The organism is Microbacterium sp. SCPM-O-B-15248 (M128), assembly GCF_058214835.1.
In genome coordinates this window covers 209,924-224,251 of the sequence record NZ_JBYQLI010000006.1, presented here as the reverse complement: position 1 = coordinate 224,251, position 14,328 = coordinate 209,924, and the positions used below count along the sequence as shown (strand labels likewise).

Here is a 14,328-nt window from a genome sequence, read left to right as displayed (position 1 = left end):
ACAGTGGACCCGTGAGTGCTTTGTCTTCGCTGCCGCCCGTTCCTGCTGCATCCCGACGTGAGAAGGTCGCGGAGATCCTGCGGGAGGCCATCACCGCGGGCGATCTCGAGCCCGGACAGAAGCTCACGGAGCTGGATCTCGCAGCGCAGCTGGGCACGAGTCGGGCTCCTATCAGGGAGGCGCTCCGTCAGCTCGAGCAAGAGGGGCTGGTCGTCTCTTTTCCGTATCGGGGGACGGAGGTCCTGGGGGTATCGCAAGAAGAAATCGAGAATGTCCTCGTTCCCATCCGCGTGGCTCTGGAGCGGTTCGCTTTCGAGAAAGCGATGCAGCGTCTGACGGACGACGACCTCGCGAACCTGAACCTCCTCGTGGACAGTATGGAAGAGGCCGCATCTGTCGGTGACCTCGCTCGGCTGGCGGACGACGACATCCGTTTCCACGAGGCGATCGTCGTCCTCTCGGGTCAGCAGCATTGTCTGCAGATCTGGCGCACCATCCAGCCTCGGGTGCGGGCATACTTCCGGCGGGACGCGAGCTACTACTCCGATTCACGCTTTGTCGCTCAACAGCACCGTGAGCTGATCGACGCATTGCGAAGCGGGGACAGTGCGCTCGGCCAGGAATCGATAACCGACCATATTCGCACCCACTTCTCCCCCAATCCCACGGAGCCTTCGTCATGACCACTCTCGTTGTTACGGGTGCCGCATCTGGTATCGGTAAGGGGATCTCGCTCGAAGCGGCGTCGAGAGGGATGCACGTCGCGATGCTGGATGTCGATCAGGAGGCGCTGGCTGCCGCTGCCGATGAAGCGCGCTCCGCGGGGGCGGCGGCGGTCGTGCCCATCATCTGCGATGTCAGCGACGAGGCCCAGGTCGTCGGTGCGTTCGACCTCGTCGAATCCGGGCTTCCCCTGATTTCGGGAGTTGTGGCCAACGCGGGTGTCGAAGTGAGCGAGTCCCTGTTCGACGCGAGCGTGGACGACTGGGATCGGGTCATGGCCGTCAATCTGAAAGGGACGTTCCTGACGGCGCGTTCGGCGCTGCGCTACTGGCGTCGTGCTGAGCGCGGAGGGTCGCTCGTCTGCGTCTCGTCGCCGTCAGCGTTCGTTGGCTTCGCAGGCGGATCCAATACCGCCTACGGGGCCTCCAAGGGCGGGATCTCCGCGTTCGTGCGCGCAGCCGCATTGGACGCGGCTCCCGCAGGTATCCGCGTGAATGCTGTGGTGCCGGGTGCGACTGACACGGACATGCTGTACTTCGGCCTTCAGGGTCAGGCTCTCGCGGACCGCCGCGCGGAACTCGCGCACGAGGCGAAGGCCCAGATCCCCTTGGGTCGCATGGCCAGAACGGATGAGATCGCCAAAGCGGTGCTGTGGCTCGCGGGAGACGAAAGCGCCTATGTCACCGGCAGCCACCTGATCTGCGACGGCGGTTTGCTCGCCAAGGGCGCCAACACGTTTTGACAACCCGTCGACCATTCAACTCACCGCGCGCTCCGTTGCAGCGGCATCGTCGCGATCCGTCCGCCCGACGCGTCCGCCCCTTCTGGCCGCTGAACTCAGACGCGCCGTAGCGGATGTGCCGCCCAGCCCTCAGCAGCTGTGGAGCAGTTCCCGGGATTTCACTTCGAGGAAGGTCACGAGCGCCCCGAGCACGTTGAGCTCGTTGCCGAGGTTGACGATCTCGACGGCGGTGAGCTCGATCGTCGTGTCGCGCGCTTCCATCGTCGCCTTCCAACGTCCGTCACTGTCGGCGATCGGCTGGAGATAGGTGATGGTCGCAGCCTCGCTGAGGTCGACGACGATCAGGCCACGATGGATGACGGTGTCGTCCTGCTGCTCGAGAACGCGGATGTCGCTCCCGGTGAGGTATCCCAGGTTGCGGAACTCGTCGACCCACTGCTCGAGGAGCTGCAGATCGAGTAGGTCACGTACGGGCACGGCACACTCCGTCTCGGGCGCGGGGATCGCGCTTCCGCCATTATCGCGGGCACCGGGGCGCAGCGAGACGTGTGCTAATGATCCGGAAGACAAGACCTCGTTCGATCGCGAGAATCACCAGGGCTGAAGGTAGCACCATCTCGGCGCAGTAACTAACGATACGAACTATTCAGCGTCCTAAGTAGGGTGGGGTCATGCCCCCACGACCTCTGCTCTCTTCGGCGCTCGACGCCTACGTCGAGTCCCGGCGATCCGTCGAGGCCGCGACTCGGGCCGAACTGCGCGTCAGCGAGACGGAGGTGCGCGCGCTGCTGCGCATTCGGGAGCACCCCGGCATCCGTCCCTCCCAGCTGCGCGACCATCTGAGCGTGACATCCGCGGGAGTCACGACACTCGTCGATCGCCTCGTCGAACGCGGGCTGCTCCGCCGCGAACTCGACGCGGAGGACCGGCGGGTCAACCACATCCATCTCGACGTCGACCTCGACGCCGAACCCTGGTCCGAGCTGGGCCGCGCGTCCCGCGACCTGGATGCCGCTGTGCGGGCCGAGCCCGCGGACGTCGCCGACGCGTTCGCCGAGACACTGCACCGCATCATCCGGACGACGACGCTGCGCTGACCCCGGGTCCGCGGTCGAATGCCGCCTGCAGCGCGGCCAGGACGGCGCGGATGCCGGGCCGATCCGCCGTGCCGCGGCGCACCGCGGTGAAGATCTCGCGGCGCGGATGTCCGGGCAGATCGATCGAGCGAGTCGCGGGCTCGTCTCCCCCGAAGACGAGCGCGGGGATCATCCCGACCGCGTGACCGGATGCCACGAGACGGACGTGTGCGGTGAGATCGGCGAGCTCGAACCGGACGTCGGGCTCGAAGCCGGCGGCGCGGCATTGCTGCGTGGCCCACTGGCGCGCGGCGGTGCCCTCGGGCTCCATCACCCACGGGCGGTCGCGCAGATCGGTGAGCGCCGCGGCGCCGTCGCCTCGCGCGACGGCGAGGCGGATGGCATCCCGGCCCAGCGTGCGGCGCTCCAGAAGCGCGCGTTGTTCGCGCGTGTGGCCGGGGTACTGCTCGGCCACGGCCAGGTCGAAGCCGCGTGCGGCGACTTCGAACAAGCCTTCTTCCGGGGCGAGCTCGGCGATCTCCACGCGCAGTCGCGGCTCGGTCTCGGTGAGGACGTCGAGGGTGCGCGGCACGAGACCGTGCGCGGCGGACTGCATCACCGCGAGGCGGACGGGCGCCATGGACGGCTGCAGCAGCTCGAGCTCGGCGCGCGCCGCCTCGTCCGCGGCGAGCATGCGGGCCGCGTGCGCCGCGAGCGCCTCTCCCTGGGCGGTCAGCCGGACCCGGCGACCGTCGGGTTCGAGCAGGGGGACTCCCGCGTCGCGCTCGAGCTGGGCCAGCTGCTGCGAGATCGTCGAGGGGCTGAACGAGAGCGCCTCGGCCACGGCGGCGAGGGTGCCGCGCATCGACAATTCGTGCAACAGGCGCAGTCGGCGGAGATCGAACATTCCAGACCCTTCGTTGCAATCGACCGATACCGTTCGAAAATCATCGCTTTTGCCGATCGTACGTCGGTCGCACACTGAGGGCATCCGAGGAAGGATCCGCATGTCGCTCACCGATGTCGTCCCCACTGATGTCGCCCCGGCCGACCTGGCCGACGACGCCGTCGCCCTAGTCCGCCGCTGGCTCGTCGAGAGCCGCTCCGAGCCGGTCGACGCGGCCGCCACGCGGCTGGCCGGTGTGCTGCGCGACCCCGACGGTTTAGCGTTCACCGTCGGGTTCGTCGACGGCGTCGTCCGTCCCGACGACCTGCGGGTCGCCGCCGGCAACCTCTCCCGCCTCGCGCCGCTGGTGCCGGACTTCCTGCCGCTTCACTTGAAGGCGGCGATCCGTCTGGGTGCCCTGACCGCGCCGATTCTGCCGCGCGTGGTGGTCCCCGCCGCGCGGACCGCGCTGAGGTCGATGGTGCGCCACCTCATCGTCGACGCCAGCGATCGTCGGCTCGGCGCCGCCATCGCCGCGATCCGGGGGCGCGGCGAGGGCATCCGCCTGAACGTGAACCTGCTGGGCGAGGCGATCCTCGGGAGGAAGGAGGCGGCCCGGCGTCTCGAGGGGACGCGTCGTCTGCTCGCCCGCGACGACGTCGACTACGTCTCGATCAAGGTCTCGTCGACCGTCGCGCCGCACACGCCGTGGGCATTCGACGCCGCCGTCGCGGACGCCGTCTCGGCCTTGCGGCCGCTCTACCGCGTCGCGAAGGAGACCGGCACTTTCCTCAATCTCGACATGGAGGAGTTCAAAGACCTCGATCTGACCCTCGCGGTGTTCGAGACACTCCTCGCTCAGCCGGAGTTCCACGGCGTCGAGGCCGGCATCGTGCTGCAGGCCTACCTGCCCGACGCCCTCGCCGCGATGATCCGGCTGCAGGAGTGGGCCGCCGCGCGGGTGGCATCCGGGGGTGCGCCCATCAAAGTGCGCGTCGTGAAGGGCGCGAATCTGCCGATGGAGCGCGTCGACGCGGACGTCCACGACTGGCCGCTGGCGACCTGGCCGTCCAAGCAGGCGACGGATGCCTCGTACAAGGCGGTCCTCGACTACGCCCTGCGGCCCGAGCGCACGGCGAACGTGCGCATCGGCGTGGCGGGGCACAACCTGTTCGACATCGCTCTGGCGTGGCTGCTCGCCCAGCGTCGCGGCGTGACCGGCGGCATCGAGATCGAGATGCTGCTGGGCATGGCCACCGCGCAGCAGGCCGTCGTGCGGCGCACGGTCGGGTCGATCCTGCTCTACACCCCGGTGGTGCACCCGCAGGAGTTCGACGTCGCGATCGCGTACTTGATCCGTCGCCTCGAGGAGGGAGCATCGAGCGAGAACTTCATGTCCGCCGTCTTCGACCTCGGCACCCACGAAGCGCTGTTCGCGCGCGAGCGCGACCGGTTCCTCGCCTCGCTCGCCGACATGCCGACCGAGGTGCCGGCGTCGCACCGCGTGCAGGACCGCACCGCGGCGCCCGCCCCCGCCCCGCGCACCGGATTCCGCAATACGCCCGACTCCGACCCCGCGATCGCCGCGAACCGCGCGTGGGCCGCGGGCATCGTGTCGCGGATGGCCGCGTCGACCCTCGGTGCCGAGACGATCGCGGCGCACACCGTGACCGACGCGGCAGTGCTCGACGAGCGGATCCGGGATGCCGCGGCCGCCGCCGTCGCGTGGCGCGACCTCGGTGCCGACGGGCGCGCCGAGATTCTGCACCGGGCCGGCGACGCGCTCGAAGCCCGCCGCGCGGAGCTCATCGAGGTCATGGGAGCCGAGTGCGGCAAGGTCGTCGAGCAGAGCGACCCCGAGGTCTCCGAGGCGATCGACTTCGCGCACTACTATGCCGAGCAGGCGCGGCACCTCGACCGCGTGCACGGCGCGCACTTCACGCCCGTCGGCCTCACCGTCGTCACTCCGCCGTGGAACTTCCCCGTCGCCATTCCGGCGGGGTCGACCCTGGCGGCGCTCGCCGCGGGATCGTCGGTGGTCATCAAGCCGGCGGCCCTGGCCGAGCGCTCCGGGGCGGTCATGGTCGAGGCGCTGTGGGCGGCCGGCGTCCCGCGCGACGTCTTGACGCTCGTGCAGGTCGCCGAGAGCGACCTCGGTCGCGAGCTGCTCACCCACCCCGCCGTGGAGCGGGTCGTGCTGACCGGCGCGTACGAGACGGCGGAGCTGTTCCGCTCGTTCCGAGCCGACCTCCCGCTCCTGGCCGAGACCAGCGGCAAGAACGCCGTCATCGTCACGCCGTCGGCCGACCTCGATCTCGCCGCGAAGGACGTCGCGCTGTCGGCCTTCGGCCACGCCGGCCAGAAGTGCTCGGCGGCGTCGCTCGTCGTCCTCGTCGGCTCCGTCGCCACCTCGCGACGCTTCCGCGATCAGCTCGTCGACGCCGTCAGCTCGCTGGAGGTCGGGATGCCGTGGGACGACGCCGCGCGCGTCGGACCGCTCATCGAGCCCGCGCAGGGCAAGCTCCTGCGGGCGCTCACGACGCTCGAGCCGGGCCAACGCTGGATCGTCGAGCCACGCCGCCTCGACGAGGACGCGCGGCTGTGGCGTCCCGGCATCCGGGAGGGCGTCCAGCCGGGCAGCGAGTTCCACCGCACCGAGTACTTCGGTCCGGTGCTCGGCGTCATGACGGCAGAGACCCTCGACGAGGCGATCGACATGGTGAACGCGATCGACTACGGCCTGACCTCGGGTCTCCACGCCCTCGACGAGGCCGAGATCCAGCGCTGGCTCGCGCGCATCGAGGCCGGCAACGTCTACGTCAACCGCGGCACGACCGGGGCGATCGTGCAGCGGCAGCCGTTCGGCGGGTGGAAGAAGTCCGCCGTCGGCGCCGGCACCAAGGCCGGCGGTCCGCACTACCTCTTCGGGTTCGGGTCATGGACGGATGCCGAGCCCCGTGTGCCGCGTGGAGTGGGTGCGCTCGCCGGTCCGGTGTCGGCGGCGGTCCCGGCGGAGGGTCGCCCGCGGGCGGCATCCGCCCTCGCCTCGGATGCCGAGCCCGTCGCGCCGCGCGGAGTGGACGCGCTCGCCGGTCCCGCGTCGGCGGCGGTCCCGGCGGAGGATCGCCGGTGGTTGGCATCCGCCCTCGCCTCGGATGCCGCGGCCTGGGCGACGGAGTTCTCGCGTGCGCGCGACGTGACGGGGCTGGAGTCCGAACAGAACGTGCTGCGGTACGCCGCGGTCCCGGTGACGGTGCGGCTCGAGGACGCGCGCGACGTCGCCCTGGTGCGGGTCGTGGCCGCGGGGCTGCGCGCCGGATCCGCCGTCACGGTGAGCGTCGACCGCGAGCTCACCCCCGCGGTGCGGGCGTGGCTCGAGGGCGCGGGCGTCGCGCACGCCGTCGAAGACGCTGCGGCATGGGGGCGGCGGGCGTCGCGACTCGCGCGAACCGGTGGCCGTGTGCGCCTGTTGGGCGGCTCGGCTGAACGGTTCGCCCAGGTCACGTCCGGCTCGCCCGCGGTGGCGCTGTACGCCGGGGAGCCGACGCGCGCCGGCGAGGTCGAGTTGCTGCCGTTCCTGCGCGAGCAGGCGGTGTCGATCACGGCGCACCGCTTCGGCACGGTCCGTCGGTATGTCGTGCCCCCGCTCGTCACGAGCTGATTCGGCGAGGCTCCTGGCGCGGCCGTGCAGCCGTGCAGCCGTGTGGCCGTACCGCCGTGCCGCCGGTCGAGCCGTGCCGTGGGGCAGGCCGCGTCGTCGCCCCGCCGGTCCGCCGGTCAGGGCATGCCACGGGTCAAGCCGCGCCGTCACCCCGCCGGTCCGCCGGTCAGGGCATGCCGCGGGTCAGACCGCTCCGCCGTGCCGCCGGTCAGGCCCGACCGCCGGTCAGGCCGTGCCGGTCGCCGTCACGCGCGCGGCGGCACGGCGCACGGAGTCCGGGACCGCCGTTCCGGGAACGGTCTGCGCCGACGTCACGGGGTCGCCGGCGATGACGCGCAGCGGCAGTTCGCCGGCCCACACGGCGCGGTCCTCGCCGTCGTCGTCCACCTCGACGAGGGACCCGGCGTTGTCCTTCACGCTGGCCTCCGACAGCGGAATCCGCAGCACCAGGGTCGCGGCCAGTTCGCGTGCCGTCATGGGGCGCACGTCGGCCGAGCGCCCCGGCATGAGGTGCTCCGAGAGCACGAGCAGCGCGTCCTCCTTCTCCTCCGCAGGCACAACTGATGCCACCCCGTGGACCACGGCGCAGCGGTAGCGCATCGAGCTGTCGAACAGGGAGCGGGCGTACTTCAGCCCGAGCAACTGGGTGACGGTGAGGCAGACGGGCGTGCCCGCGGCGATCCGCCGGAAGAAGTCACTGCCGCTGGACCCGTGCACGAGAACGTCGTCGCCGTCGCGGCCGATCCCGACCGGAAGAGCGACGGGGCGACCGTCGCGCACGATCGCGAGAGTTGCTGCCAGGGCGCCGTCGAGAACGTCGTACAGCGCGGCGCGGTCGGTGACCTGGTGGTGCGGCAGGCGCCGGACGCGGGTGAGGGGAGTGAGCGGCAGGTCGGTCATGTCTCGATCCCAGCCGCCTAGGCGGACCGATTCCTAGGCCGATTCTCGCCCGATCGTATGGACCAGTGACAGACTGGCGGCCGTGATCTCGTCCGGCATCCTGGATCGTTCGTCGCCCGTGCCGCTGCACGTCCAGCTCACGCAGGGGCTTCGGCGTGCCATCGTCGAGGGGCGGCTCGCCGCGGGCGATCCGGTGCCGTCATCGCGCGCGCTGGCGGTCGACCTCGGTGTCGCACGCGGTACCGTCGTGGCCGCCTACGAGACGCTGGTGGGCGAGGGCTACCTCGTCGCGCGGGCCGGAGCGCGCACCGCGGTGGCGGTGTTGCCGCGGCATCCCGATGCCGGTGAGCCGGCCGCGCCGCGTCCGCCCGCCCGCGCGGCGTCGGACGCGATCGACCTTCGCCCCGGGCGTCCGGGAACGCGGGGGCTCGCCGATGCCGCGTGGCGTTCGGCCTGGCGTCGTGCGGGGGCGCTCGACCCGGCGGCCGATGTCGACGATGCGATGGGAGTGCCGGAGTTCCGGCGAGAAGTCGCACGACACCTCGGACGTACCCGGGGTCTGACGGTCGATCCGGGGGAGGTGATCGTGACGGCGGGGACGAGTGACGCGATGCTGTTGACGACTCTCGCCCTCGCCCCGCGGCGGACCGGAGGTCCGCGCCGGTTCGGCGTCGAGAACCCCGGGTATCCGCGCGTGCGGACGATCCTCGCCCGTGTCGGCGTCGAGACCGTTCCCGTCTCGGTGGCCCCCGGCGTCGGGCTCGACCTGGATGCCGTGGAGCGACACGATGATCTCGACGCGCTCATCGTCACCCCGCATCACCACTATCCCCTCGGCAGTCGACTGGATGCCGCTGCCCGAGCGCGTTTGTCGGCCTGGGCGCGGCGAACCGGCACGGTCCTCATCGAAGACGACTACGACAGCGAGTTCCCCCATGGGCGTGCTCCGCTGCCACCGCTCCGGCTGGTCGACCCCGAGGGAGTCGTGCTGATCGGCAGCCTGTCGAAGGTGCTGAGCCCCGCGCTGCGGTGCGGGTGGATCGTCGCCTCGGGAACGGTCGGCGACCGCCTCCGCGCCGCGCGCGCCGACCTCGACCTGCCGGTCTCGATGGTCGTGCAGCACGCTTTGGCTCTGTATCTCGCCGACGGTTCGCTCGCGCGTCACACCGCGCGGCGGCGCCGCGACTACCATCACCGCCGGAAGCTCGTGCTCGAGGCCCTCGGGTCGATCGCTGGAGTGGAGCTGACGGCGATGAACGGCGGGCTGCATGCGGTGGCGCTGCTGTCGAATGTCCCGGGGACCGCGCGGGCGGAGGTCGAGGCGGCGCTGGTCGCTTCCGTCGCTGCACGCGGAGTGTGGGTGGCGGGTCTCGCTGACTATGCCGTTCCCGGAGCGCCGTCCGATCTGCCGGCCGGCATCGTCCTGGGGTACGCCGAGCCGACAACGCTCGAACTCGCGCGGGGCGTTGCGGTCGTGGCGGAAGTTCTGCGCGAGAGCGACTGGTCAGCCGGTGTCATGACGGGGCGGTGACTGCGGGGCGATCGTGTGGGCACGGGGGTCCAGAACGGCGGTGTCCAGAACGGCGGTGTCCAGAACGGCGGTGTCCGCCTCAGGTGTGTGCGCCGGACGTGGTCTCAGAACGGGGGTGTTCGCCTCAGCTGGGTCCGCCGGACGTGGTCTCAGAACGGGGGCGGGTCCGCGTCCGGTACGAACAGCACCCGGGCCGGCAGTTTCTCGCGGTGCTCGTAGCCGAGAGGGCTTTGGAAGCGGAGCGTGCCGTCGGGGTCTTGATGGACGGTCCACTCGCTCTCGGTCTTGAGCGTGTGGTGTCGAACGCAGAGGTGGCACAGGTTGCACAGGCGCGTGCGGCCACCGTTCTGGGCTTCGTGATTGTGGTCGATCTGGCACCGCGTGATCGGTGCCCGACAGCCCGGCGCACGGCAGTGCCGATCGCGAGCCGCGAGGAACCGGCGTTGGGCCGCAGTGGGGGAGTACCGGTCGACGTCGAGTACCGTGCCGGTCACGGGGTCGCAGAGCACGCGATCCCACCCGGGTGCGTGGGCGGTCATCTGCCGCGCGGTCTCGGGGTCGATCGGAGTGCGACCGTCGATGCTCGCGCCGACGTCCGCGCGACCGAGGAGCGTCAAGACCGGCACCGTGATCTGCACATGCCCGCGGATCGCTCCCAGGCCACCCGGACACGTCTCGTCGGTGGTGGGGTCGATCGCGGGAGCCGCGGTGAGTAGCAGGTCGGCGCAGACATCGGCTCCGATCTGGGCGAGCGTTCGCGTGTCCGTGACGTCGGCGTGCACGTCGATCGGTGCGATCTGCGCGGGTCCTGCCGAGTGCGCTTCGTCCGCGCTCGCTGCGCTTGCGCTGGTTCCCGTCGCGCGTGGCCCGGCTCCGGTCGCACGCGCCGCGGCCGTGGCCGCGCTCGCCCCGGCCGCGGCGCTCGATCCCTCCGTTGCGTCGGCTCCGGCCGCGCCACCCGAGTCGCCCGAGCCCGCGGCTGTGCCACGCGCGTCGGTCGAGTCCGCCGCCGTGCCACCCGCGTCCGTCGAGCCCGCGGCTGTGCCACGCGCGTCGGTCGAGTCCGCCGCCGTGCCACCCGCGTCCGTCGAGCCCGCGGCCGTGCCACGCGCGCTGGTGGAGTCCGCACCCGTGCCGCTCTCGCCGGGGGACCCGTCTGCCGCGGCGCTCGCTCCGGCCGCGTCGTCGTTCATTGATGCCCGGATCGCCGCGGCCTGACGGCGCAGGCGGTCGCGGATGCCGTACGCCACCGTCGCGGGGAGGATGACGCTAAGCTCTGCCATGCCGTCGGCGAGGTCGCGCACACTCACGCCTCGGGAGGCGGCGGCCCGCGCATGACGTTGCGTCATGCCGACGGGGTGCACGCTCTCGGCGAGTTCGCGGCCGAACGCGCGTACCCGACCGGGGGACTCGCGCTCGGCGTGCGTGAGCACGACCTGCTCCCACGCGGCGCGCGTCGCGTCGTCGTCGAGCACGATGCCGGTCTCGAGGATGGCCGCGGCGTGCCGAGCCCCGATGCGTCCTTGAGCCAGTGCGTCGACGGTCGCACCGAATTTCTGCGTCATCGTGTGCGCGTCGGAGAGTTCTTTCTGCACCGTCAGGTCGTGCGCGCGGGTCGCGACGGCGATCTCGAGCGCAAGCGACCGGACTGGCATCTCGCGTTCCCGCGACGCTCGCGACCGCGAACGTGCAACCTGATCCAGCGCGATCTCCAGTGCTGCGGAGCGGAGGCGGATCAGTGACGCGTGCACGTGAGCGGCTCGCGCGGTCTCGTCGCGGATCGCGGAGACGAGCCCACGCAGACGATCGTCTTCGCTCGCGGCGGAGTGCGATCCGGGATCCGGGACGGAAGGGGAAGACATGTACTCAGAATAGAACAAATGTTCTAATGTTGAAGGTGCCTTCACCCTCGCTCGCTCAAGGTTCACCCCTGCCGTTCGGGTATCCCCGCCGCTCTACGTCCTCCCGGCCCGCCCACTCCGAACGACTCGGGGCCCCATCCCCGGAACGGGCACCACTCCGCCTGGAACGCCCCCGCCCCGCGAACGCTCCCGCCGCCCCGGAACGCCCCCCGAACGCTCCCGAAGCCCCCGAACGCTCCCGACGCCCCGGCCCTACCCTTCCCCGAGGATCTCCAGCGCCGCCATCGCGGCGTTCTGTCCGCCGATGCCGCTCACGGCGCCTCCGCGTCGCGCGCTCGAGCCGCAGATGAGCACGCGCGCGTGGCCCGTCTCGACGCCCCAGCGCTCCGCGGGGCCGAGCGACGCGGCATCCCTCTCCGAAGTGCCCTCGCGCCACGGCCATGCCAGTGCGCCGTGGAAGATGTCGCCGCCGACCATGCCGAGCGACCGTTCGAGATCGCTGGTGGTGCGCGCTTCGATGCACAGCCGCCCGTCGGGGGCCTCGACGATGCAGTCCCGCAGGGGTTCGGCGAGCACGGAGTCCAGCGACCGCTGGGCGGCGGCGAGCAGTCGGGCTCCCGCGGCAACGGGATCCTCGCCGTCGATCAGGCGGTGCGGCACCTGCAGTCCGAACAGAGTGAGGGTCTGTGCTCCGCTCGCCCGCAGGTCCGGGCCGAGGATGGAGGGGTCCGTGAGCGAGTGGCAGTAGATCTCGGCGGGCAGCGGATCGGGGACGAGGCCCGCGGATGCCGCGACGTAGGCGGCCTCCAATTGCGTCATGGTCTCGTTGACGTGGAAGGTGCCCGCGAAGGCGGCCTCGAGGGCGACCGAGGTGTCCTTCAAGCGTGGCAGGCGTGACAGGAGCATGTTGACCTTGACCTGCGCGCCCTCGGTCTTGGGGGCTTCGGTGGAGGTCCCCCCGGCGGTGAGCAGGCGCGCGAGAACGGCTCGTCCCACTCCGCTGAGCACGACCTCTCCGACGTAGGTCTCGGAGCGATCGGTCACGATGTGCACCTCACCGGACGGTGAGACCGACGTCACCTCGACGCCCGTGCGGATGTCGGCGCCCGCCTCGCGCGCGGCCCGTTCGAGTTCCGCGGTCACCGCTCCCATGCCGCCGACCGGGACGTCCCAGTGCCCGGTCTCGCCGCCGATGACGTGGTACAGAAAGCAGCGGTTCTGTGCGAGGGAGGCGTCGTCCGCCGACGCGAACGTGCCGATGAGTCCGTCGGTCAGCGCAATGCCCCGGGCGATGTCGCTGCGCAGCGATGCTCGCAGCAGGTCGCCCAGCGGTCGCTCGGTCAGCGCCGTCCAGAGCTCGTCGTCGCCGACCCGTTCGCGCATCTCGTCGGCGGTGGGCAGCGGCTCGGTCATCGTCGGGAACACGGCGCGCCCCAGCGGCGCCAAGCGCTCGCCGAAGGCGGCGAACCTCTCGGCCTCACCGGTGTCGCCGAGTGTCCGGGCGAACGAGGCGGCGGTCGCCTCGGCATCCTGGGTGTCGATCAGGATGCCGCGCGTGGGGTCGGACGGATCGGGAGTGTACGAGGAGTACCTCCGGCGGCGCAGATCGATGCGCAGTCCGAGGTCGTCGATGATCTTCTGCGGCAGCAGGCTCACGAGATACGAGTACCGCGACAGCCGCGCGTCGACCCCCGGCCACGGTCGTTCCGACACGGCCGCGCCGCCGACGGCATCCTGTCTCTCCAGGATCACCACCGATCGACCGGCGCGGGCGAGGTAGGCCGCGGCGACGAGGGCGTTATGCCCCCCGCCGACGATGACGACGTCGTAGCGAGTGGACTCGGTGGCGCTCATCTGCCCACGGTAACGATCGTCCCCGGATCCCGAGAGGGGGTGGACCAGTAGCGTGGATGCCATGACTCTCGCCGCAGATCTGCTCGACATCGCCACCCGCATCGCCCGTGAAGCCGGGGATCTCGCCGCGCGCCGCCGCCGCGAGGGGGTCGAGATCGCGACGAAGTCGGTCGCAGCCGACATCGTGACGGCCGCCGACCGCGAGGTCGAGGCCTTCATCCGCGCCGAACTCGAACGCGAGCGCCCGGAGGACGGTTTCTTCGGTGAGGAGTCCGATGCGCACGAGAGCTCCAGCGGTGTGACCTGGGTCGTCGACCCGATCGACGGCACGGTGAACTACGCCTACGGCATCCCTGCGTGGGCCGTGAGCATCGCGGCCGTCGAGGGCTCGGCCGATCCGGCCGAGTGGACCGCCATCGCCGGGGTCGTCTACAACCCGGTCTCGGGCGAGATGTTCCACGCGACTCGCGGCGGCGGCGCCTGGCTGGGGGAGGAGCGTCTCGCCGTCAACGATGAGGTCGGCCCCGCCGGGGGTCTCGTCGCGACCGGCTTCGGCTACGACCCCGCCACCCACGCCCCGACCCTGGAGCGTCTCGCGCGCGTCATGCCGGTCGCCCGCGACATCCGCCGTATCGGCGCGGCATCCTTGGATCTGGCGTCGGTGGCTGCCGGACGCGTGGATGCCTACTACGAGAAGGGGACCAACCCCTGGGATCACGCCGCGGGTGTGCTGCTCGTGGAGGAAGCCGGTGGAGTGGTGGGCGGTTCGCCGGGCGGTCGGCCCGGCAAGGGCATGGTCATCGCCGCGGGTCCCGGGTTCTACGACCGCCTCGCGGACGCGCTCGAGACCGAGGAGTGAAGCGCGGAGCGTTCATGGCATTCTCAGACGTCCCGGGGTAGTGTGTTTACCTGATCGTTATTTTCGCTCACCCGAATCAGCGGAAATGGCAAAAGCCCCGAAAGCCCGAAGCCGTCGCGCTCGCGACACGACACGAGAGCCCCCGCGCGTTGCCGTCAGAAGCCCCCGAGACTGATCCCGCCCGCACTCGGCGATCCAGTCGACCCTCCACCGCGCCCGCCGCAACCGAGCTGA

General features: G+C 71.1%; 11 protein-coding genes. 6 read left to right on the top strand and 5 right to left on the bottom strand.

The window, feature by feature from the left end:
- The first annotated feature begins 11 nt into the window (after positions 1 to 11).
- Together AC3E6M_RS12240 and AC3E6M_RS12235 are read left to right on the top strand one after the other, a co-directional pair.
- On the top strand, positions 12 to 683 hold the full coding sequence (locus tag AC3E6M_RS12240) for a GntR family transcriptional regulator (RefSeq protein ID WP_138175780.1): 672 nt from the start codon (positions 12 to 14) through the stop codon (positions 681 to 683).
- Positions 680 to 1,465 (top strand): SDR family NAD(P)-dependent oxidoreductase, encoded by a 786-nt coding sequence (locus AC3E6M_RS12235; protein ID WP_490530052.1) that lies wholly within the window; start codon positions 680 to 682, stop codon positions 1,463 to 1,465. The genes AC3E6M_RS12240 and AC3E6M_RS12235 overlap by 4 nt, the downstream gene beginning before the upstream one ends.
- A gap of 129 nt (positions 1,466 to 1,594) precedes the next feature.
- On the opposite strand, the gene AC3E6M_RS12230 is transcribed toward AC3E6M_RS12235, so the two are convergent.
- Positions 1,595 to 1,942: a hypothetical protein gene (locus AC3E6M_RS12230; RefSeq protein WP_490530051.1), complete on the bottom strand. Its 348-nt coding sequence runs from the start codon at positions 1,940 to 1,942 to the stop codon at positions 1,595 to 1,597.
- Positions 1,943 to 2,136: 194 nt separating this feature from the next.
- Between AC3E6M_RS12230 and AC3E6M_RS12225 the strand changes: the two genes are divergently transcribed.
- Positions 2,137 to 2,562, top strand: a complete 426-nt coding sequence (locus tag AC3E6M_RS12225; RefSeq protein ID WP_138175784.1) for a MarR family transcriptional regulator — start codon at positions 2,137 to 2,139, stop codon at positions 2,560 to 2,562.
- Here AC3E6M_RS12225 and AC3E6M_RS12220 read toward each other — a convergent pair.
- Positions 2,537 to 3,448: a LysR family transcriptional regulator gene (locus tag AC3E6M_RS12220; protein ID WP_490530050.1), complete on the bottom strand. Its 912-nt coding sequence runs from the start codon at positions 3,446 to 3,448 to the stop codon at positions 2,537 to 2,539. The two genes, AC3E6M_RS12225 and AC3E6M_RS12220, sit on opposite strands and share 26 nt — an antisense overlap.
- Before the next feature lie 100 nt (positions 3,449 to 3,548).
- Here AC3E6M_RS12220 and AC3E6M_RS12215 point away from each other — a divergent pair, with 100 nt between their 5' ends.
- Complete coding sequence (locus AC3E6M_RS12215) at positions 3,549 to 7,088, top strand: bifunctional proline dehydrogenase/L-glutamate gamma-semialdehyde dehydrogenase (protein WP_490530049.1); 3,540 nt, start codon at positions 3,549 to 3,551, stop codon at positions 7,086 to 7,088.
- A 225-nt stretch (positions 7,089 to 7,313) separates the two neighbouring features.
- On the opposite strand, the gene AC3E6M_RS12210 is transcribed toward AC3E6M_RS12215, so the two are convergent.
- Complete coding sequence (locus AC3E6M_RS12210) at positions 7,314 to 7,988, bottom strand: pyridoxamine 5'-phosphate oxidase family protein (protein ID WP_490530048.1); 675 nt, start codon at positions 7,986 to 7,988, stop codon at positions 7,314 to 7,316.
- Between the two features lie 82 nt (positions 7,989 to 8,070).
- Here AC3E6M_RS12210 and pdxR point away from each other — a divergent pair, with 82 nt between their 5' ends.
- Positions 8,071 to 9,519 (top strand): MocR-like pyridoxine biosynthesis transcription factor PdxR, encoded by a 1,449-nt coding sequence (gene pdxR / locus AC3E6M_RS12205; RefSeq protein ID WP_490530047.1) that lies wholly within the window; start codon positions 8,071 to 8,073, stop codon positions 9,517 to 9,519.
- A 149-nt stretch (positions 9,520 to 9,668) separates the two neighbouring features.
- Here the strand turns inward: pdxR and AC3E6M_RS12200 are convergent, their stop codons facing one another.
- Positions 9,669 to 11,381: an HNH endonuclease gene (locus AC3E6M_RS12200; RefSeq protein WP_490530046.1), complete on the bottom strand. Its 1,713-nt coding sequence runs from the start codon at positions 11,379 to 11,381 to the stop codon at positions 9,669 to 9,671.
- 252 nt (positions 11,382 to 11,633) lie between these two features.
- The gene (locus AC3E6M_RS12195) at positions 11,634 to 13,235 is read right to left on the bottom strand and encodes a phytoene desaturase family protein (RefSeq protein WP_490530045.1); all 1,602 of its coding nucleotides are present in this window, start codon (positions 13,233 to 13,235) and stop codon (positions 11,634 to 11,636) included.
- Between the two features lie 61 nt (positions 13,236 to 13,296).
- On the opposite strand from AC3E6M_RS12195, the gene AC3E6M_RS12190 reads away from it, so the two are divergent.
- On the top strand, positions 13,297 to 14,094 hold the full coding sequence (locus tag AC3E6M_RS12190; RefSeq protein WP_138174764.1) for an inositol monophosphatase family protein: 798 nt from the start codon (positions 13,297 to 13,299) through the stop codon (positions 14,092 to 14,094).
- Positions 14,095 to 14,328: the final 234 nt, after the last annotated feature.